Annotated in this window: 16 protein-coding genes; 12 read left to right on the top strand and 4 right to left on the bottom strand. The window is 68.4% G+C overall.

The genetic code is table 11. The annotated features are described in order from the left end of the window. Positions 1-29: 29 nt before the first annotated feature. Complete coding sequence (locus RHM57_RS09600) at positions 30-1,319, bottom strand: MFS transporter (protein ID WP_134560777.1); 1,290 nt, start codon at positions 1,317-1,319, stop codon at positions 30-32. Positions 1,320-1,328: 9 nt separating this feature from the next. Next, a complete protein-coding gene (locus RHM57_RS09595; protein WP_322189798.1) occupies positions 1,329-2,669 on the bottom strand; it encodes a hypothetical protein in 1,341 nt (446 codons plus the stop codon). Between the two features lie 256 nt (positions 2,670-2,925). On the opposite strand from RHM57_RS09595, the gene RHM57_RS09590 reads away from it, so the two are divergent. The 8 genes from RHM57_RS09590 (at position 2,926) to RHM57_RS09555 (ending at position 11,554) form a co-directional block, all read left to right on the top strand. Beyond that, positions 2,926-3,951, top strand: a complete 1,026-nt coding sequence (locus tag RHM57_RS09590) for a TerC family protein (RefSeq protein WP_322189797.1) — start codon at positions 2,926-2,928, stop codon at positions 3,949-3,951. Positions 3,952-4,098: 147 nt separating this feature from the next. Next, complete coding sequence (locus RHM57_RS09585) at positions 4,099-4,866, top strand: PP2C family protein-serine/threonine phosphatase (RefSeq protein ID WP_134560805.1); 768 nt, start codon at positions 4,099-4,101, stop codon at positions 4,864-4,866. A gap of 153 nt (positions 4,867-5,019) precedes the next feature. After that, entirely contained in the window at positions 5,020-6,528 is a 1,509-nt protein-coding gene (gene leuC / locus RHM57_RS09580) for a 3-isopropylmalate dehydratase large subunit (RefSeq protein WP_322189796.1), read from the top strand. Between the two features lie 2 nt (positions 6,529-6,530). Then, positions 6,531-7,139 carry a 3-isopropylmalate dehydratase small subunit gene (leuD, locus tag RHM57_RS09575; protein WP_134560776.1) on the top strand — a complete coding sequence of 203 codons (609 nt, stop codon included), beginning with the start codon at positions 6,531-6,533 and terminating at the stop codon, positions 7,137-7,139. A gap of 104 nt (positions 7,140-7,243) precedes the next feature. After that, a complete protein-coding gene (gene murA / locus RHM57_RS09570) occupies positions 7,244-8,572 on the top strand; it encodes a UDP-N-acetylglucosamine 1-carboxyvinyltransferase (protein ID WP_134448059.1) in 1,329 nt (442 codons plus the stop codon). Positions 8,573-8,651: 79 nt separating this feature from the next. Further along, positions 8,652-9,392 carry a lysophospholipid acyltransferase family protein gene (locus RHM57_RS09565; protein WP_241975531.1) on the top strand — a complete coding sequence of 247 codons (741 nt, stop codon included), beginning with the start codon at positions 8,652-8,654 and terminating at the stop codon, positions 9,390-9,392. A 37-nt stretch (positions 9,393-9,429) separates the two neighbouring features. Beyond that, on the top strand, positions 9,430-10,521 hold the full coding sequence (locus RHM57_RS09560) for an NAD(P)H-dependent glycerol-3-phosphate dehydrogenase (RefSeq protein ID WP_416173112.1): 1,092 nt from the start codon (positions 9,430-9,432) through the stop codon (positions 10,519-10,521). Further along, positions 10,424-11,554 (top strand): D-alanine--D-alanine ligase family protein, encoded by a 1,131-nt coding sequence (locus tag RHM57_RS09555; RefSeq protein ID WP_134447530.1) that lies wholly within the window; start codon positions 10,424-10,426, stop codon positions 11,552-11,554. The genes RHM57_RS09560 and RHM57_RS09555 overlap by 98 nt, the downstream gene beginning before the upstream one ends. 20 nt (positions 11,555-11,574) lie before the next feature. On the opposite strand, the gene RHM57_RS09550 is transcribed toward RHM57_RS09555, so the two are convergent. Continuing rightward, positions 11,575-12,087 (bottom strand): DUF3515 family protein, encoded by a 513-nt coding sequence (locus RHM57_RS09550; RefSeq protein WP_134447532.1) that lies wholly within the window; start codon positions 12,085-12,087, stop codon positions 11,575-11,577. A gap of 113 nt (positions 12,088-12,200) precedes the next feature. On the opposite strand from RHM57_RS09550, the gene thiL reads away from it, so the two are divergent. Continuing rightward, positions 12,201-13,193, top strand: coding sequence for a thiamine-phosphate kinase (gene thiL, locus RHM57_RS09545; protein WP_322189851.1), 993 nt, complete (start codon positions 12,201-12,203; stop codon positions 13,191-13,193). Between the two features lie 15 nt (positions 13,194-13,208). On the opposite strand, the gene rsmD is transcribed toward thiL, so the two are convergent. Further along, on the bottom strand, positions 13,209-13,787 hold the full coding sequence (gene rsmD, locus RHM57_RS09540; RefSeq protein ID WP_134447536.1) for a 16S rRNA (guanine(966)-N(2))-methyltransferase RsmD: 579 nt from the start codon (positions 13,785-13,787) through the stop codon (positions 13,209-13,211). A 55-nt stretch (positions 13,788-13,842) separates the two neighbouring features. Here rsmD and RHM57_RS09535 point away from each other — a divergent pair, with 55 nt between their 5' ends. From RHM57_RS09535 to coaD, 3 genes are all read left to right on the top strand, one after another. Further along, entirely contained in the window at positions 13,843-16,083 is a 2,241-nt protein-coding gene (locus RHM57_RS09535; protein WP_134560775.1) for an ATP-dependent DNA helicase RecG, read from the top strand. 434 nt (positions 16,084-16,517) lie between these two features. After that, positions 16,518-19,055, top strand: a complete 2,538-nt coding sequence (locus RHM57_RS09530; RefSeq protein WP_241975541.1) for a cell wall-binding repeat-containing protein — start codon at positions 16,518-16,520, stop codon at positions 19,053-19,055. Positions 19,056-19,201: 146 nt separating this feature from the next. Continuing rightward, positions 19,202-19,690 (top strand): pantetheine-phosphate adenylyltransferase, encoded by a 489-nt coding sequence (gene coaD / locus RHM57_RS09525; protein ID WP_134447540.1) that lies wholly within the window; start codon positions 19,202-19,204, stop codon positions 19,688-19,690. Positions 19,691-19,773 lie beyond the last annotated feature (83 nt).

Raw genomic sequence — 19,773 nt, 5'->3', positions numbered from 1 at the left:
TCTGCGCTCACTTCGGCGCGAGGAGAAGATCAGCTGCTGGGCCCGCGAGGCTCCCGGCCGGACAGGACCCCGGCGAACAGCAGGGTGAGCACACCGGCCACAGGCACGACGAGCAGGCCGAGCCGGAGCGAGGACGCGTCAGCGATCGCGCCGACCACGGGCGGCGAGACGAGGAAACCGACCCTGAGAAGCCAGGCGAGGATCGTCAGCCCGGAGCCAGGGCGGAAGCCAGGAAGCTCGTCCGCCGCATGCATGGCCGCCGGGATCAGGGTCGCGACCCCGAGTCCTGCGAGGCCGAATCCGACCACGGTGCCCAGGACCGACGGGACCAGGAGGGCGCTTCCCATGCCGACACAGACGATCACGCCGCCCGTTCTCGCGACCGCGCGCTGGCCGAACCGGTCGACGAGCCGATCGCCGAGCATCCGCCCGATGAACTGCATGCCCTGGAGCGCGATGAAGCCGAGGCCCGCGACGAAGGCTGATGCGCCGAGGTCGACGGAGAGGTAAATGGCCGACCAGGAGCTGCCGGCGTCCTCGACGATGGCCCCGGACGCCGCGATGAGCACGAGGGCGAGGAGCACCGCGTATTTCGCCAACACGCCCACCGCTCGTCCGGTGCGCGTCTGCACGCCGGCCGAAACATTGGCGGCACGCGTCTCGTCCGGTTCGGGGCCGGACAGGAGCATGCGGTACGACAGCGCGGCCAGGAGGCTGAACAGCACGGCGGAGAGCGTGAGGTGCACGGCCAGGGGAATGCCGAGCCCGGCGGCGAGGGACCCGAGTGCGCCGCCGGATACCGCACCGATGCTCCAGACAGCGTGGAACGAGTTGAGGATGGAGCGTTTGTACAGTCGCTGCACCCTCAGCGCGTGTGAGTTCTGGGCGACGTCGGTGATCGAGTCCATCGCGCCGGCCAGGAACAATCCGGCCGCGAGCGGAAGCCAGGCCGGGGCCACCCCGGCAAGCAGGATGCCGACCGCGGTGAACACCGTGGCGACGATCGCCACCCGGGAGGAGCGGAACCGGCGCACGAGCATCCCGGCCGTCAACCCGGCGATGAGCGCGCCGAGCGGGTATGCGGCGACCGCGAAGCCGAATTCCGCGTTCGTGAGGCCGAGGTCGGCCTTGATCTGGGGATAGCGCGGCAACAGGTTCGCAAAGATCGCACCGTTGGTGAAGAAGAGCACGCCGACCGCTATGCGGGCACGGCGGGCCGCTACCGGCGGCCGCGAGACCGAGGCAGGGGAGGAGCCGCCCGGACCTGAGGTCTCCGCGGTGGTCTCGCCCGTGGTCTCATCCGTGCTCTCAACGTTCACGGTCGAAGGCTACAGGCTTGCGGCAACGCCATCCGCTGGCGGGCGCTGGAGGAGCTCGATCAGCAGGATCGCGACGAGGGCGGTGACGGCGGTGCCGATGATCACGCCCGGCGACAGCGGACGGACGAACAGCACGACGGCCCCGGCCACAAGCGCAACGACGACCCGCGCGTATCGCCGCACGGAGTACAGCCAGACCCCGAACGCTCCCGTGGTTCCTCCTCGACGTTCCGCCGACGAGCGGATGCTCCTGGCAGAGTCCACGGTCAGCCGGCGGACCACGATCGCGCCGCGGAAGGGCCCGGCCAGGTACGCCACCACGGCGACGGTCACGCCTGCGGTCCCCACAGCCAGCGCTGTCGCGCTGATGAACGGCACGATCGCGTCGTAGGTGGCGAGTGCGGCATCCCGGGGCAGGTACTGCGGCGAGACGGAGCCTGCGAAGAGGATGCGCCCGACGGAGATTCCCGTCGCCAGCACGGCCATCGAGAGCGCGAGCAGGAGACCCGCCCAGATCAGCGCCCGTGCCTTCCGCCTGGCCACGACGACGCCGGCCGCCAGGAGGACCAGGCTCACCCACGGCAGCACGAACCCCAGGACGTCGAGGAGCTGGTAGGCGACCCGTGCCTGGACGAGAGCGGCGGACTGGGCGACCTGGATGGTGCGGTTGATCTCCGGGATCCGATCGGCGAGAGCGAAGCCCTGGGCGACGAGGGCGCTCTTCACCGCGGCGATGAGCGGCGCCAGCTGGATGCCGACCTCACCCTGGGCTCCGATGGTGAGCGGCCCGCCCGTATCGCCCTGAAGCGCCGCGATGACCTGGGAATGACTGACCCGCAGGGACTGCTCCCAGATGTTCGCGAAGGCGTCCGAAGCGATCAGCCGCTGTGTCGCCGTGCGGACCAGCGACCGCGCACCCTCGATGGCCGGCTGCTTGAGCAGGCCGAGGGCTGTCTGGGCCCTCGGCGGCAGGTTGAGCTGGGCGATTCCGTCGAACAGGTCCGTTGCGATGGCCTCGAAGTCGACCTGGTCGTCGATCACCGTGGTGATCTGGTCAACGAGGAACGCCTGGAATGCCGGGTCGTCCACAAGAGGCGACAGGGTGGCCACGAATCGGCCGGTGTCGGTGACCTCGGTTTTGGTCCACGCGGCGACGACGGCGACCGGGGCGAGAATGACGCCGACGGCGATCAGGAGCGCGGCAAAGAATGCGCGCAGCCGGAGCGATGCCTTGGTGGGTTCAGACACGCCGGGAGTGCTCGGCGGTGCGGTCTCCAACCGGGCCTGCAACTGTGCGACCTGGGCCGAAAGCCGTTCGATTTGCTGCTCGGGGGTTTCGATCTGCGCCATCGGGTCCGTGCCTCTCGAGAGTGCGCGCCACTCTCCGGCGCAGGCACATTATGGCGCGGTCCGTCGGATTCGGCACGGAAATCCGCTAGGCTTACCCCCGTGAAGGGGAGTATCCCTCAAAGCCCACTGGGTTTAGTGATCTGATCGTCAACACGGACCGCGGTGCAGGGGTTCCGGTCGGATCGGCGGCATCTTTTGTCGCGGGAGAGACTTTCAGGTTCTCTGCCTGCCCTCCCTCTCCTCGAAAGGCCCCTCCGTGGATCTCGCCCTTCCCCTCTGGTTCGAAATCGGCTCCCTAGTCATCCTGACCCTGGTCCTGGTCGGCGACCTGCTGATCGTGTACAAGCGCCCGCACGTGCCCTCGATGCGCGAGGCCAGCCTGTGGGTCGTCTTCTACGTCGTGCTCGCCCTGCTGTTCGCGCTTGCGATGCTGCTCCTGGCCGATGCCGAACACGCCGGTCAGTTCCTCGCCGGCTGGCTCACCGAGTACAGCCTCAGCATCGACAATCTCTTCGTCTTCGTCATCATCATGGCGAGATTCTCCGTGCCGCGGAAATACCAGCAGGAAGTACTGATGGTGGGCATCATCATCGCGCTCGTCCTGCGCCTGATCTTCATCCTTCTCGGGGCGTCCCTCATCGAGAACTTCAGTTGGATCTTCTACATCTTCGGCGCTTTCCTTCTCTATACGGCCGTGCATCAGGCCGTCGCCAAGGAACCGGACGCGAACGAGGCCGACAACGCGTTCGTGAAGATGATCCGTCGCCGCCTGCGGACCTCCCCGACCTTCGACGGGTCGAAGATCCGCACCACCGTCAAGGGACGCCGGGTCTTCACCCCGATGCTGATCGTCTTCATCGCAATCGGCACGACGGACCTCGTGTTCGCCCTCGACTCGATCCCCGCCATCTTCGGGATCACGACGAGCCCGTTCATCGTGTTCACGGCCAACGTCTTCGCCCTGATGGGACTCCGGCAGCTCTACTTCCTGCTCGGCGGCCTGCTCGAACGGCTCGTGTACCTCAAGTACGGCATCGCCTTCATCCTGTTCTTCATCGGAGTCAAGCTCGTCTCGCACGCGCTCCACACCAATGAGGTCGCGTTCATCAACGGCGGCCATGGTGTGGGCTGGGCGCCGGAGATCGACACCTGGACGTCGCTCGGCGTGATCGTGGTCTCGATGGCCGTCGCCACGGTCGCGAGCCTGATCAAGGCGAACCGGGACGCCCGCGCCCGCGGCCACAGTCTCGGCGAGGAACTGTCGCTCACCACGAAGGAATAGCGCGGGCGCGACGTGTCCTGGCGGCGCGAAAAGTCCCCCCGAATTGGTACCGTGGGTCTCTGACGCCTCGTCGAGGCGCGATCGGGTCGGCTCGGAACACGCGCCGCAGCACGAGGGAGTACCGGCTTGGTCCAGAGCGCAGACACGATGACCCTCCCAACGGTGACGGTCTCGTTCACCGTCGGCGCGCGCAGCGAGGTCGGCCAGGTCCGGCAGCTCAATGAGGACAGCTTCATGGCGCACTCTCCGGTCTTTCTCGTGGCCGACGGGATGGGCGGGCACGCCCACGGCGACGAGGCGAGCCAGACCGTCCTGAGAGTCTTCGAAGAACACATCGAGGCTGGCCGTCCTTCAACCCCCGAGCGCATCCTCGACGCCATCCACTCGTCCAACGACGCGGTGCGCGACCTGAGCGGCGCGGAGGACTTCGGAACCGCGGTGAGCGGCACGACGCTGGCCGGGGTTGCCTTCGTCGATGCCGGTGCGGACATCGGCCTGCACTGGATGGCCTTCAACGTGGGCGACTCCCGCATCTACACGTGGGACGGGGTTCACCTCGCCCAGCTGTCCGTCGACCACTCCGCGGTGCAGGAACTCGTCGACGCGGGACTGATCACGCCTCGGTCCGCCGAACTGCACCCCGAACGGAACATCATCACGAGGGCGATCGGAACCGATGAGTTCGTCGACGCTGACGTCTGGCTCGTGCCGGCATCCGGTCACCGTGCCTTCCTGATCTGTTCCGACGGCCTCACCAAGGAGCTCGAGCCTGACGACATCTCGAGGCTCCTCGCCGAGCAGCAGGCCAACGGCCAGCAGGCCGTTGTGGACGCCCTCGTCGACGAGGCGCTCGCGCGCGGCGGGCACGACAATGTCACGGTCGTCTTCGTCGAATCGGTCGTGTCACCGTCGTGACCTTCGGCGAAGACTCGGCGCGAAGTGTTAGCCTGTCCGGGTGCTGTTCGGTCGACTCCTTCTTATCTGCCGCGACGAGTCCCAATTCTGAGGCCTCCCTCGTCGCGGAGACTGTCGTTGGCTGCCATCAAATCTTGAGGAAGACGCACACACATGACTAACGTATCGATGTCCGGCGAACGCCCGCGGACCCTGGCCGAGAAGGTCTGGGACAAACACCTGGTCAGCAAGGGTTCCGACGGAACCCCGGATCTCATCTACATCGACCTGCACCTCGTGCACGAGGTCACGAGCCCGCAAGCTTTCGATGGGCTGCGCCTCGCCGGCCGGCCGCTGCGCCGACCGGACCTGACGATCGCGACCGAGGATCACAACACTCCGACGCTCGCCATCGACCGGCCGATCAAGGACCTGACGAGCCGCACCCAGATCGAGACGCTCCGCCGCAATTGCGAGGAATTCGGCGTGCGGCTGCACTCGCTCGGTGACATCGAGCAGGGCATCGTGCACGTCGTCGGACCCCAGCTCGGGCTCACCCAACCGGGCATCACCGTCGTCTGCGGCGACTCGCACACCTCCACGCACGGCGCCTTCGGGGCGATGGCCCTCGGCATCGGCACGAGCGAGGTCGAACACGTCATGGCCACCCAGACCCTGCCCCTGCAGCCGTTCAAGACCATGGCCATCACCGTCGAAGGCGCCCTGCGCCCCGGCGTCACCGCCAAGGACGTCATCCTCGCCGTGATCGCGAAGATCGGCACCGGCGGCGGACAGGGCTACGTGCTCGAATACCGCGGCAGCGCCATCCGCGCCCTCTCGATGGAGGGCCGCATGACCATCTGCAACATGTCGATCGAGGCGGGCGCCCGCGCGGGCATGGTCGCACCGGATGCGACGACGTACGCCTACCTGAAGGGTCGCGCCCACGCGCCGGCCGGTCAGGACTGGGACGACGCGGTCGCGTACTGGGAGACCCTCGCGACCGATGAGGGCGCCGTGTTCGACGCGGAGGTCGTTCTCGACGCCGACACCCTCGAGCCCTTCGTGACCTGGGGCACCAACCCCGGCCAGGGCGTCTCGCTGAGCGAGACCGTGCCTGACCCGGCCGACGTCGCCGACGCCAACGAGCGCGCCGCCGCCGAGCGTGCCCTCGAATACATGGACCTCGCGGCCGGCACTCGTATGAAGGACATCCGGGTCGACACCGTGTTCCTCGGCTCGTGCACCAACAGCCGCGTCGAAGACCTGCGTGCCGCCGCCGACATCGTGCGCGGGCAGACGCTCGCCCCCGGCGTGCGGATGCTGGTGGTCCCCGGGTCCGCCCGGGTTCGCATCGAAGCGGAGGCGGAAGGCCTCGACAAGGTCTTCACCGATTTCGGTGCCGAATGGCGATTCGCGGGCTGCTCGATGTGCCTCGGCATGAACCCGGACCAGCTGGCCCCCGGCGAACGCTGCGCCTCGACGAGCAACCGCAACTTCGAGGGCCGCCAGGGCAAGGGCGGCCGCACCCACCTGGTCTCCCCGCTCGTGGCGGCGGCCACCGCCATCCGCGGCACGCTGTCGAGCCCGTGGGACCTCGTCGCGGACGGCCTCGTCCCCGCCGACGCGATCCCGGCCGAACTGGCCCCTGCTGCGGCACCGGCACTGGATGGAGCACTCTGACCATGGACAAGTTCACAACCGTCACGGGCATCGCCCTGCCGCTGCGCCGCTCCAACGTCGACACGGACCAGATCATCCCCGCCGTCTACCTCAAACGCGTCACCAAGACCGGTTTCGAGGACGCGCTCTTCGCCGCCTGGCGAACGGACCCCGAATTCGTGCTGAACCGGCCGGAGTACGCGGGCGCGCGCATTCTCGTCGCCGGCGCGGACTTCGGCACGGGATCGTCTCGCGAACACGCCGTCTGGGCGCTGCGCGACTACGGCTTCGACGTGGTGCTCTGCCCCCGGTTCGGCGATATCTTCCGCGGCAATGCCGGCAAACAGGGCCTCCTTGCCGCGCAGATCACCGAGGACGATGCCCAGAAGCTCTGGAGCATCATCGAGGCCGACCCGGGAATAGAACTCACCGTCGATCTGGTTGCGCGTACAGCACGCGTCGGCGATTTCACAGTGCCATTCCAGGTCGACGACTACACCCGTTGGCGCCTGCTCGAAGGCCTCGACGACATTGGCCTGACCCTGCGTGATGAAGCGCGGATCGCAGAATTCGAATCCCATCGGGAGCCGTGGCGGCCCCGTACTCTCCCCGCAAGGCAGGTAAATTTGTGAGTACCATCAGCGAGATCGCCCAGAATCGTGAAGACGCAGCCGTGAAGGCGCAGCTCCTCGAAGACGAACAAAACCGTGAGAACGCACAGAGCTGGGGGGCCGCTGTGGGGCTGAAAGGCGACAAGATCACGATTCGCGGCGGCATCCCGCTGATCGGCCGGATCGAACTCAAGGGCGCGAAGAACCTGGTCACCAAGGCCATGGTCGCCTCCCTGCTCGGCGAGAGCCCGAGCATCCTGAAGAACGTGCCCAACATCAGCGACGTGCGCATCGTGCGCGAGCTGCTCGCGGTGCACGGCGTCAAGGTGACCGACGGGCCAGAGCCCGGAGAACTCCTGCTCGACCCCGTCGACGTCGAGAGCGCGCACTTCGCCGCGATCGACGCGCACGCGGGGTCCTCCCGCATCCCGATCCTGTTCTGCGGACCGCTGCTGCACCGCCTCGGCGAGGCGTTCATCCCCGACCTCGGCGGCTGCCGCATCGGCGACCGGCCGATCGACTACCACCTCGAGGTGCTGCGCAAGTTCGGCGCCGTCGTCGACAAGCAGCCCAACGGCATCCGCATGTCCGCCCCGAACGGCCTGCACGGGGCCAAGGTCTCCCTCCCGTACCCGAGCGTCGGGGCGACGGAGCAGGTCCTGCTCACCGCCGTACGCGCCGAGGGCATCACCGAGCTCAAGGGCGCGGCGATCGAGCCCGAGATCATGGACCTGATCAACATCCTGCAGAAGATGGGTGCGATCATCACGGTCGACACCGACCGGGTCATCCGCATCGAGGGCGTCGAACGACTCGAGGGCTTCAACCACCGGGCGCTCTTCGACCGGAACGAGGCCGCGAGCTGGGCGGCAGCCGCGCTCGCGACCGACGGTGACATCTTCGTCGGCGGCGCACGCCAGTCCGAGATGCTGACCTTCCTCAACGTGTTCCGTAAGGTCGGAGGCGCCTTCGAGATCCACGACGACGGCATCCGCTTCTATCACCCGGGCGGCGACCTCAAGCCCGTCGTCATCGAAACGGATGTGCACCCCGGCTTCATGACCGACTGGCAGCAGCCGCTCGTGATCGCCCTCACCCACGCCCACGGCGTGTCGATCGTGCACGAAACCGTCTACGAACAACGCTTCGGCTTCGTCGACGCCCTCGTCGAGATGGGCGCGACGATCCAGATCCACCGCGAATGCCTCGGCGGCCACCCGTGCCGCTTCGGACAGCGCAACTTCAACCACTCCGCCGTCATCGCGGGGCCGACGAAGCTGCACGGCGCCGACATCGAGGTTCCCGACCTGCGCGGCGGCTTCAGCCACCTGATCGCGGCGCTCACCGCCGAGGGCACCTCGACGGTCAGCAACGTGGGAATCATCAGCCGTGGCTACGAAAACTTCATCACGAAGCTGCGGCTGTTGGGGGCGGACTTCGATCTCGAAGGATAATGGCCCTGTGCCAGTCAATGGAGCAAGTCCGTCATCCGAACCGTCCGTCGAACCCGATCCGTCCGCGAAACCGGTGAGGGTGCGCAAGGAGACCACACAGCCGTCGGTGTTCTGGATCCTCGCGACGATCGTGCTCCCTGCGGTCAACCTTGCGGTGCGGTACCGGGTGACCGACGTCCGGAAGTTCCCGCAGACCGGGGCGTTCGTGCTGTCGCCGAATCACTTCAGTGAAATCGACCCGATCGTCGTCGGCGCACTCGCGTGGAAGCTCGGGCGTGCTCCCCGGTTCATGGCGAAGGCATCCGTCTTCAAGATCCCCGTACTCGGCTGGCTGCTGCGCAAGTCCGGCCAGATCCCCGTCGAACGGGGCGGGGTCGCGCGTGGCAACGAACCCGTCAAGGCCGCCAGGCGGCTCGTCGAGCGCGGCCAGATGGTCATCGTGTACCCCGAGGGTTCGCTCACCCGCGACCCCGAGCTCTGGCCGATGCGCGGGAAGACCGGTGCCGTGCGGATCGCACTCGAGCAGGGCATCCCGATCGTGCCGATCGCCCACTGGGGCACCCAGGACCTGATGCCGCGGTATTCGAAACGGATCAGCCCGTTTCCCCGCAAGACCATCCACGTGAAGATCGGCGATCCGCTGTCCTTCGACGAGTTCAAGGGACGCAGCCTCGACACGGCGACCCTGAACGAGGCAACGGCCATCCTGATGGATGCCATCACCGGGCTCCTCGAGGACCTCCGCGGCGAGAAGGCCCCGGCGAAACGCTGGAACCCCTCCGAGCACGACCAGAAGGAGACCGGCCGTTTTGAAGGCTAAACAACGGCAGGGTGTCCCTGTCGGTACGCGCGTCGCCGTGCTCGGAGCGGGAAGCTGGGGGACGACCTTCGCCAAGATCCTGAGCGACGGCGGCGCCGACGTCGTGCTCTGGGCCCGCCGGCCGGAACTGGCCCGCGAGATCACGGAGGGCCGGAGGAACAGCGACTACCTTCCCGGCATCAACCTCCCGATCGGCCTCCGCGCGACCCCGCACCTCGACCAGGCCCTCGCAGGAGCCGAGCAGGTCTTCATCTCGGTCCCGAGCCAGTCGCTGCGGGAGAACCTCGTCCTGATGGAACCGTTCCTCGAGCCCGACGCGATCCTGGTGTCGCTCATGAAGGGCGTCGAACGCGGCTCCGGCCAGCGGATGAGCCAGATCATCGAAGAGATGCTGCCCATCGACCCGCACCACATCGCCGCGATCTCCGGACCCAACCTCGCCCTCGAAATCGCCAGGGAGCAGCCGACGGCCGCCGTGGTGTCCTCGACGAGCCTCGAGACCGCCCAGGCCGTCGCGATCCTCGCGACCAACAGGTACTTCCGCTCCTACGTCAACACCGACGTGATCGGCACCGAATTCGGCGGCGTGCTGAAGAACCTCATCGCCGTCGCGATCGGCATCGTCGACGGTGTCGGCTACGGCGAGAACACCAAGGCCTCGATCATCACCCGCGGCCTCGTCGAGATGACCGACTTCGCCGTCGCATACGGCGCCCAGCCGGAGACCCTCGCCGGCCTCGCCGGCCTCGGCGACCTCATCGCCACCTGCCAGTCCCCGCTCTCCCGCAACAACACGGCCGGGCGGCTCCTCGGCCAGGGCTACAGCATCGCGGATGTCGTCAAGCAGATGCAGCAGACCACGGAAGGCCTCGCCTCCGTCGGACCGATCCTCGATCTCGCCAGGGCCAAGGGTGTCGACATGCCCATCGTCGAACAGGTGCGGCAGGTGCTGGCCGGTACGCTGAAACCGCGGGACATCGCCCCTCACCTCACCACGGATTCGGCGGAACCGCAGGGCGAAAGGACAATTGATGACGGACAAGCTCACGGTAGCGCTGCTCTTTGGGGGTCGGTCAAGCGAACACTCGATCAGCTGCGCCACGGCCGGCGGAGTCCTGGCGGCAATTGACCGGTCGCGTTACGACGTGATCCCGATCGGGATCACCCGCGACGGCGCGTTCGTGCTCGAAGCGGATGACCCGGCGCACTTCGCGCTCGGATCCTCGGCAGCGGAGCTTCCCGTCGTCACCGACAACGGCAGCCGGGTGCACTGGCCGGAATCGTCCCTCGACCGCACGCTCCGTGTCGTCGACGCCCCCGGCGCCGCAGCCCGCGTGCTCGGCAGCGTCGACCTCGTCTTCCCGATCCTGCACGGCCCGTACGGTGAGGACGGCACCATCCAGGGTCTCCTCGAACTCCTCGGCCTGCCGTTCGTCGGATCCGGCGTGCTCGCCTCGGCGCTCGGGATGGACAAGCACTTCACCAAGACCGTTTTTCAGCAGGCCTCCCTTCCGGTCGCACCGTGGCGCACGATCACTGCGGCCGACTGGGCCGAAGCGCCCGGAATGGCCTACGCGGCCCTCGCCGAACTCGGGCTGCCCGCCTTCGTCAAGCCGGCCCGCGCCGGGTCGAGCGTCGGCGTGAGCCGGGTCACAGACCCCGCCGAGCTGGTCCGTGCCATGGAGACCGCCCTCGCGGAGGACGACAAGGTCCTGATCGAGGCGGGCCTCGTGGGCCGCGAACTCGAGGTGGCCGTGCTGCAGGGCCGTCCGGGGGAGCCGTCGCGGGCATCCGTCGCCGGAGAAGTACTCGTCACCGGGCGTGACTTCTACGACTTCGACGCCAAGTACCTGGGGGCAGCGGGCATCGAACTGGTGTGCCCTGCGGCCCTGACCCCGGCCGAGCTCGCCGAGATGCAGCGGATGGCGATCCGGGCGTTCGACGCCATCGACGGCGCCGGGCTGGCGCGGGTCGACTTCTTCCTGACTGACACCGGCTGGGTCATCAACGAGATCAATACCATGCCCGGCTTCACGCCGATCTCGATGTTCCCGACGTGCTGGCTTCAGAGCGGCTACACCTATCCCGCGCTCATCGACGAATTGATCTCAGTCGCGCTCGCCCGCCGCGGCGTCCCGGCGCGGGACCCGCTTCCTGCCTGATCAGGGGCGGCAGGCGTCGTTCAGGGCGCGAGGGTTCCGCCGTCGGTCGGCAGGGTCACGTCGGCGGCCCCGAGGCACTTGGCCGTCGCGGGGATGACCGCCATCACGGCGGCCAGGTCGACGAGCACCGTCGAGCCGCTGACCTTGCCAGAGTCGATGACGACCTCACTCGCCGGGGTGCGGCCGTAGGTCGTGTACCGGTAGAGCGGAGCGGCGGAGTCGTCTTCGATCCAGTCGATGCCGTTGACGTTGAGGCACGGCAGCGTCGTGGGGGCAGGCACCGCGACGCCGCAGTGCAGCAGCACGGCGGCCGGGCTGCCCCACGCACCCGTCGCCTGGGCGTTCGTTTCGCGTTCGGCCTGGTCGGCGACGAGCGTCGGCAGGTGAACGACGACGTCTGCACAACCGGGGTTCACTGCGTCCGCCGCGGGTTCGAGGGCGACGCTCGCCGTGCATCCGCTCAGGAGCACGACGCCGGCCAGGGCGAGCGTCGACGTGGCGAGACTGCGGCGGGTACGGGAGCGGAGAGACATTCCATTCAGGCTACCGTTTGAAGATGACCACTGCTGCGAGAACCCCTGCCGCGAACGCATCCCCGGCGGCTGCGTCGGAATCGCGGGCTGTGCGAGACACCGGTGCCGCTGCGATGAACGCCGGACCGGCGACCGAGACCCTCGCCGAGCTCAGCGAGGGCGAGGTGCTCGCCCGCATCTTCCCGCGGCTGCCGGATGCTGCGACTCAGCTGCTCGGCCCCGGCGACGATGCCGCCGTGCTCCGCGCCCCCGACGGGCGATACGTCGTCACGACCGACATGATGATCCAGGGGCCGGACTTCCGGATGGCCTGGTCGACCCCGCACGACCTCGGCTGGAAGGCCGCGGCCACCAACCTGTCCGACGTCGCGGCCATGGGCGCGCGCCCGACGGCGCTCGTCGTCGCGATCGCGGCCCCGCCGTCGACCCCCATCTCCGTGATCGAGGGCATCGCCGACGGGCTCCGGGAATGCTGCGCTGCGCTCGCGCCGGGGTGTGGCGTCGTCGGCGGCGACCTGTCCGCCTCTGACGCCCTCACGCTGGCCGTGACGGCCTTCGGAGACCTGGAGGGACGGGAACCGGTTCTGCGCTCCGGAGCGCGTGCAGGCGACGTCGTGGCCCTCGCCGGGGGGCTCGGTGAGGCAGGGGCCGGCCTCGCACTGCTCTTCCGGCACGGAGTCGACACGAACGGTGTTCCGGATGCCGCGCTCGCCGCGGCCGTCCGGGAGCGCTACCCGGTCGAGGTGGGCGCCCAGCTCGCCCCGACACCGCCGATCGACCGCGGCCCTGCCGCGTCCCTCGCGGGGGCGACCGCAATGATGGACCTCTCCGACGGCCTCTTCATCGATGCCGGGCGCCTGGCCAAGGCGAGCGGGGTCGGAATCGACTTCGCGGCGGACTCCCTCGGCGACAGCGTCGGGCTCGCGCTCGGCGGCGGCGAGGACCACGGCCTGCTCGCGACCTTCCCTGCCGGCGCCGTGCTGCCGGAGGGCTTCCGTGTGATCGGCACGGCGACGGATGCCGCGGGCACGGTCCTCGTCGACGGCCGCACACACGAGCAGGGCGGCTGGGACCCGTACCGCGGCTGGGACGGCGCCCTCGGCTGACCGCGCCTGCGGCGGCTACGGGCCGGCGAGCACCGGGGCGGCGTACCAGACGGTCGTGTCGCCGTAGTCCTTGCGGCGCTCGGAAGCGAGGCCAGGACCCCAGGACGGCTCGGGGGAGCGGGAGCTGCGCTCGACGACGACGAGGGCGTCCGGGTCGAGCAGGGGGGTCAGGGCGAGCAGGTTGTGCCCGAGTTCGACGTCGGAGAGCTCATACGGCGGGTCGAGGAAGACGAGTTCGAACCCGTCGCCCGTCGCCGCGAGAAATGACTGCACGGCCTGCGCGGAGACGCGGATCGACGGGGCGTCCTTCTTCGGGGCGGCCTTGAGCACCGCGTCGGTGTTCTTCCGGCACATCTGAGCGGCCCCGTAGCTGTTCTCGACAAGGGTCACGATGCGGGCACCCCTGCTCGCGGCCTCGAGCCCGAGGGAACCGGAGCCCGCGTAGAGGTCGAGCACCCGGGCGCCCCGGATGATGTCACGGGCGTCGAGGGCGGAGAAGATCGCCTCGCGCACCCGGTCGCTCGTGGGGCGTGTGCCCGACTTGGGAACAGCGAGGGGCAGGGAACCGGCGAACCCGGAGATGATGCGCGTCATGTCCGTTCGAGCCTAGCCGGACCGCAGTGTCGGCGGCCGCGCCTACGATCGAAGGATGACGGATGCGACCGCGGCGGACGGCGAGAAGCTCACCGGCGCCCTGACCCTGGATACCCCGCTCACGGCACACGGAACGATAACGGCCGCCGAAGCGAAATCGCTCGCCAAGGCGTTCGACATGCGCACCGTCGGCGACCTGCTCAGTCATTACCCTCGCCGCTACGCCAGGCGCGGAGAGCTCAGCGCGATCAGCGAACTGCCGCTCGACGAACAGGTCACGATCTTCGCCGAGGTGCGTTCGATCTCCACCCACGACATGAAGACCCGCAAGGGCTCGATCACGACCGTCAAGATCTCCGACGGCCGCGGCATCCTCACCCTCACGTTCTTCAACCAGGCCTGGCGCGAGAAGCTGCTCGCACCGGGCACCCGCGGCATGTTCACCGGCAAGGTCACCTCGTTCAAGAACCAGCTGCAGCTGGCGCATCCGCACTACAAGCTCTTCGTCGCCGGGAGCGACGAGGAACAGGAACACGAGATTCCCACGGAAGGCGAGGCCTGGCTCGTCGAGCCCGTCCCGGTCTACCCGGCGACCGCCGCGGTCGCGAGCTGGGACTTCCAGACGATCGTCGGAAAGATACTCAAGCACCTCGGCCCCGTCGAGGACCCGCTCCCGCCTGCGCTCCGCTCCGAACGCGGCCTGCTGCCGCACCGGAAGGCCCTCGAGCTCATCCACCAACCCGCCGTCGACGCCGACTGGATCAGGGCCCGCGACACCCTTCGGTTCACCGAGGCATTCGTGCTGCAGAGCGCGCTCGTGCAGCAGCGAAACGCCGCCAGGGCGACGAAGTCGACCGCACGGGTGCCCGTCCCCGGCGGGTACCTCGAACGCTTCGACGCCCGCCTTCCGTTCACCCTCACCGGCGACCAGCTGACCGTCGGCGCCGAGATCGCGAGGGACCTCGCCGACACCGCACCGATGAACCGGCTCCTGCAGGGCGAGGTCGGTTCAGGCAAGACGCTCGTCGCGCTGCGGGCGATGCTCGCCGTCGCCGACACCGGGGGGCAGGCCGCCCTGCTTGCGCCGACGGAGGTGCTCGCGGCCCAGCATCTGCGGTCGATCGTGCAGATCCTCGGCCCCGACCTGGCCGCAGAACTTGTGCCCGTGCTGCTGACCGGCAAACTGCCCGTCGCCCTTCGACGCAAGGCGTTGCTGCGAGCGGTCTCCGGCCAGGCCAGGATCGTGATCGGCACGCACGCCCTCCTGGCCGAATCGGTGTCGTTCTTCGACCTCGGACTCGTGGTCATCGACGAACAGCACCGCTTCGGCGTCGATCAGCGGGAGGCACTCCGCCTCAAGGGTGCTGTGCCACCACACCTCCTCGTGCTGACGGCGACACCGATCCCGCGCACGGTGGCCATGACGGTCTTCGGCGACCTCGACGTGTCGACGATCGCGATGCTCCCGGCAGGCAGGCAGGGCATCCAGACCTATGTTGTGGCGCTCGCCGAAAAGCCGCAGACCTTCTCGCGCGTCTGGACCAGGCTGGCCGAGGAGCTCGCCCTCGGCCGGCAGGGTTTCGTCGTGTGCCCTGCGATCGCGCCGAAGGAACTCGAGGAGGGCGAGGAATTCGAACAGCCGGCGACAGAGAAGGGCGCCGCCGACGCCGCGCCGGCCGTGCCCCCGGAATCCGTCGAGGTCGTGCTCGAGAGGTTGCGCTCCCGGCCGGAGCTCGCAGCGGCCAGGATCGAACCGCTGCACGGCCGGATGACCGCGGACCAGAAGGACCAGACCATGCTCGCCTTCGCCGCGGGCCAGATCGATGTGCTCGTGGCCACCACGGTGATCGAGGTCGGCGTCGACGTGCCGAACGCTTCGGTGATGGTGGTGCTCGACGCCGACAGGTTCGGCGTCTCGCAGCTCCACCAGTTGCGCGGGAGGGTCGGCCGCGGCGGGGTGCCGGGGCTCTGCCTGCTCGTCACCCGTGCGGAAGTCGACTCTCTCGCCCGGTCGAGGGTCGAGGCCGTCGCCGCAACCCTCGACGGTTTCGAGCTCGCCGAGATCGACCTCGAGCTGCGCAGGGAAGGCGATGTGCTCGGCAGCACGCAGTCCGGCGGGCGTTCCTCGCTGCGGCTGCTCCGGGTCGCGACCGACGGCGAACTCATCCTCGAGGCGCGCACCCACGCACAGGAGCTCGCGGCGGATGACCCCGAGTTCGCGAGCGTGCCTGCCCTGCGCGATGCGGTGCGCCGGCGACTCGACGACGCGGAACGGGCCTCGCTCACCAAGGGCTGAACTCCGCGCCGCCGAATGAGACCTGGCCGACGCCATCGCCACCGGTCTGGGTCGTTTCGGGCACCCGGCGACCCGCGAAGTGGGGGTGATTCCCGGCCTATCCCGTCCCGCGAGCGCGGTGCTACGGTGCCTCAACAATCAAACAGGTCCTTCCCCCGGGTTGCGCACCAGCGCGATCGGGGACGATTTGGGAGTCTATCCGGGCTCGGTGAAGAGCTTCATCGACCCGGGTGCCGTCCACCGGGAATCGTCGACCACACAGCGCTGGAACACACCCGGCCCACGCACTCGCCCACCATTCGATTCCCGACGCCCGAACGGAAGTTGACATGTCCCAGTCCGAACCCGCTTACACAAGCGACTCGCTGCGAGTGACCTTGCGTAGTCCCCTCCGGCGGCGGCCCAGGTGGCGCGCCTTCGGAACAGCGTCCGTGATGCTGCTGTCCCTCGGTTCCGTTCTGGGGACGGCCCTCCCGTCCCAGGCCGCGACCACCGACCCGGTGACCGTCGTGAGCCTCACGTTCGACGACGGCGACGCCGACCAGAGTGCGGCCGTTTCGATCCTCGACGCGGCGGGACTCAAGGGAACCTTCTTCATCACGACCGGCTGGATCGGCGCATCCAACTATCTGACCGTCCCGCAACTGACCGCGATGGCAGCAAGCGGGCACGAGATCGGGGGCCACACCGTGAGCCACCCCGACCTGACGACCCTGCCCGCCGCCGAGGTCACCAAGCAGATCTGCCAGGGCCGGAATACCCTCGACGACTGGGGATTCAAGACCACGACGGACTTCGCCTACCCGTTCGCGACCGTGAGCCCCGCAGTCGCGGCGGCCGTGAGTGCGTGCGGCTTCAACAGCGGACGCATGCTCGGCGACGTCGGCGGCACGACCGGTGTGTTCGCCGAGACGATTCCGCCGGCCGACGCGTTCCAGACCCGGGCTCCCGAGGAAGTCGACTCGACCTGGACCCTCGCCACCCTGCAGAAGACCGTGACGGATGCCGAGACCCACGGCGGAGGCTGGGTCCAGCTGACCTTCCACCACGTCTGCGACACCGCACCGGGGGTGTGCGACCCGCTGAACCTGACCATCACGCCAACGCTCTTCCAGCAGTTCGTCGACTGGCTCAAGGTCCGCACGCCCACATCCCCCCTTTCAACCACCAACACGATCGTCAAAACCGTTCACGAGGTCCTCGGCGGAACGGGGAAGCCTCTGGTGGCGTCCACGAACAGCTTCCGGGCAGCTCCGGCCGCCGGTGAGAACGGCGTGCTGAACCCCAGCCTCGAGACGGCGAGCACGGTGGTGCCGCCGGCCGGAACCACGCTGCCGCCGGAGTGCTGGCAGCAGGGCGGGTTTGGAGTGAGCACCGCGACATTCACGACGCTCACCACAGCCGCAGAAGCGCATACCGGTACGAAAGCAGAACAGCTCGTGGTGACGGGCCTGACCAGCGGCGATGCGAAACTCGCCCTGATGCAGGACCTCGGAACCTGTGCACCGACGGCGACCCCCGGTCACACCTATTCCCTGAGAGCCTGGTACAAATCGACCGTGCCCACCCAATTCGACCTCTACTATCGCAACGCGGACGGTGGCTGGATCTACCAGACCTCTGGCCCGTTGTATAACGCGGCGACCGCGTACACCCAGGTGGCCTGGACGACGCCGGTCGTGCCTGCCGGCGTCACCGGGATCAGCTTCGGACTCAACCTGATCAGCAACGGCACGCTCGTGACTGACGACTACGCCCTGTACGACACCGTCGGGGCCCCTGCGACCCTCGTGACGCCGGCCGTCCCGACCATCACAGGTGTTGCCGCGGTCCGACAGGTCCTCACCGCCGTTCCCGGAGCCTGGACCCCGGTTCCGATCGTTTTCACCTACCAGTGGTCGGTTGGAGGGGTCGCCGTTCCCGGTGCAACAGCCGTGACGTATACACCCGTCCTCGCCGACCAGGGGAAGACCGTCACCGTGACGGTCACCGGCACGGCCACCGGCCTTCCCGCGGTTTCCGCGACGAGCGTCGCGAGCGCCGCAGTGGCTGCGCCCGCCGCGGCGACGGCCACGCGGTTGTGGGGTCAGGATGCCTATGGCACGTCGGCCGCGATCTCCGCTGGGACGTTCCCGACGCCGGGTGTGCCTGTCGCGTACGTTGCGACGGGTGAGACGTACCAGGATGCATTGTCCGGTGCCGGTGCTGCCGGGGTGAACAAGGGTCCGGTGCTGCTCGTCCAGCCCAATGGGATCCCGGGTGTCATCGCGGCAGAGCTTGCCCGGTTGAAGCCGGCCAGGATCGTGGTGCTCGGCGGCAATCTGGCTGTCTCGGATGGTGTCTTCGCGAGCCTCTCCGGGATCGCGCCGACGACGCGGTTGTGGGGTCAGGATGCCTATGGCACGTCGGCCGCGATCTCCGCTGGGACGTTCCCGACGCCGGGTGTGCCGGTCGCGTACGTTGCGACGGGTGAGACGTACCAGGATGCATTGTCCGGTGCCGGTGCTGCCGGGGTGAACAAGGGTCCGGTGCTGCTCGTCCAGCCCAATGGGATCCCGGGTGTCATCGCGGCAGAGCTTGCCCGGTTGAAGCCGGCCAGGATCGTGGTGCTCGGCGGCAATCTGGCTGTCTCGGATGGTGTCTTCGCGAGCCTCTCCGGGATCGCGCCGACGACGCGGTTGTGGGGTCAGGATGCCTATGGCACGTCGGCCGCGATCTCCGCTGGGACGTTCCCGACACCGGGTGTGCCGGTGGTCTATCTGGCCACGGGCGAGACTTACCAGGATGCATTGTCCGGTGCAGGTGCCGCCGGCGTGAACCAGGGACCGGTGCTCCTCGTCCAGCCCAACGGCATTCCCGCCGTCATCGCGGCGGAGCTCGCCCGGTTGAAGCCGGGCCGGATCGTGATTCTCGGCGGAAACCTCGCGGTGTCCGACGCGGTCATGGCCCAGTCGCTGGCCCTGGTCGGCTAGATCGCGCACGAAGGCCAGGCGGGAGACTCCGCCTGGCCTTTCGCGCGCGATCGCTGGCCGGCGAATTTGGCCTCCCAGCAGGGCGAATGCCGAGAGTGTGCCGCCCGGGGAGGCGCGAGACGTGCTCGCGCGTTAGGGTATTGCGTATGCGCAGGATCGCCGTTGTCCCTGGTTCATTCGACCCCGTCACGCTGGGTCACCTCGACGTGATCGAACGGGCGGCGGGCCTCTTCGATGAAGTGCACGTGCTCGTCGTGCACAACCCCGACAAGACGGCCCTCCTGCCGATCAGCCAGCGCGTCTCCCTTCTGCAGCGGGCGATCGCAGACGCCGGCCTCCCGGACACCATCATCGTCGCGTCCTGGAGCATGGGACTGCTCGTCGACTACTGCCTCGAGGTCGGGGCAAGCGTGCTCATCAAGGGCATCCGTTCCCAGGTCGACGTCGCATACGAGACACCGATGGCGATCGTGAACCGCAACCTCGCGGGCGTCGAGACCATCTTCATGCTGCCTGACCCTGCGAATGCCCATGTGTCCAGCTCCCTCGTGCGACAGGTCGCCGCGCTCGGCGGCGACATCTCGCCATACGTGCCCCGCGTCGTCGCGCAGTACCTGCAAAAGGCACCCGTGTGACCGCCCCGCCCGCCGGCGCGACAACGGATGTCCCCGCGGGCGTCCCGACGCAGCGCGCCCCGGGCATCCGACCGGTACCGGCG

The organism is Cryobacterium sp. 10S3 (genome assembly GCF_034344045.1).
Taxonomy (GTDB): Bacteria; Actinomycetota; Actinomycetes; order Actinomycetales; family Microbacteriaceae; genus Cryobacterium; species Cryobacterium glucosi.
The sequence above is the reverse complement of the archived record's forward strand: the minus strand, read 5'-3'. Positions and strand labels throughout refer to the sequence as shown.

Bases quoted from the DNA above. Each gene is read 5' to 3' on its own strand.
- coaD (WP_134447540.1), top strand. From the start codon at position 19,202: ATGCGCAGGATCGCCGTTGTCCCTGGTTCATTCGACCCCGTCACGCTG.
- thiL (WP_322189851.1), top strand. From the start codon at position 12,201: ATGAACGCCGGACCGGCGACCGAGACCCTCGCCGAGCTCAGCGAGGGC.
- RHM57_RS09550 (WP_134447532.1), bottom strand. From the start codon at position 12,087: ATGTCTCTCCGCTCCCGTACCCGCCGCAGTCTCGCCACGTCGACGCTC.
- leuD (WP_134560776.1), top strand. From the start codon at position 6,531: ATGGACAAGTTCACAACCGTCACGGGCATCGCCCTGCCGCTGCGCCGC.
- rsmD (WP_134447536.1), bottom strand. From the start codon at position 13,787: ATGACGCGCATCATCTCCGGGTTCGCCGGTTCCCTGCCCCTCGCTGTT.
- leuC (WP_322189796.1), top strand. From the start codon at position 5,020: ATGACTAACGTATCGATGTCCGGCGAACGCCCGCGGACCCTGGCCGAG.
- RHM57_RS09530 (WP_241975541.1), top strand. From the start codon at position 16,518: ATGCTGCTGTCCCTCGGTTCCGTTCTGGGGACGGCCCTCCCGTCCCAG.
- RHM57_RS09595 (WP_322189798.1), bottom strand. From the start codon at position 2,669: ATGGCGCAGATCGAAACCCCCGAGCAGCAAATCGAACGGCTTTCGGCC.
- RHM57_RS09535 (WP_134560775.1), top strand. From the start codon at position 13,843: ATGACGGATGCGACCGCGGCGGACGGCGAGAAGCTCACCGGCGCCCTG.
- RHM57_RS09555 (WP_134447530.1), top strand. From the start codon at position 10,424: ATGACGGACAAGCTCACGGTAGCGCTGCTCTTTGGGGGTCGGTCAAGC.
- RHM57_RS09585 (WP_134560805.1), top strand. From the start codon at position 4,099: ATGACCCTCCCAACGGTGACGGTCTCGTTCACCGTCGGCGCGCGCAGC.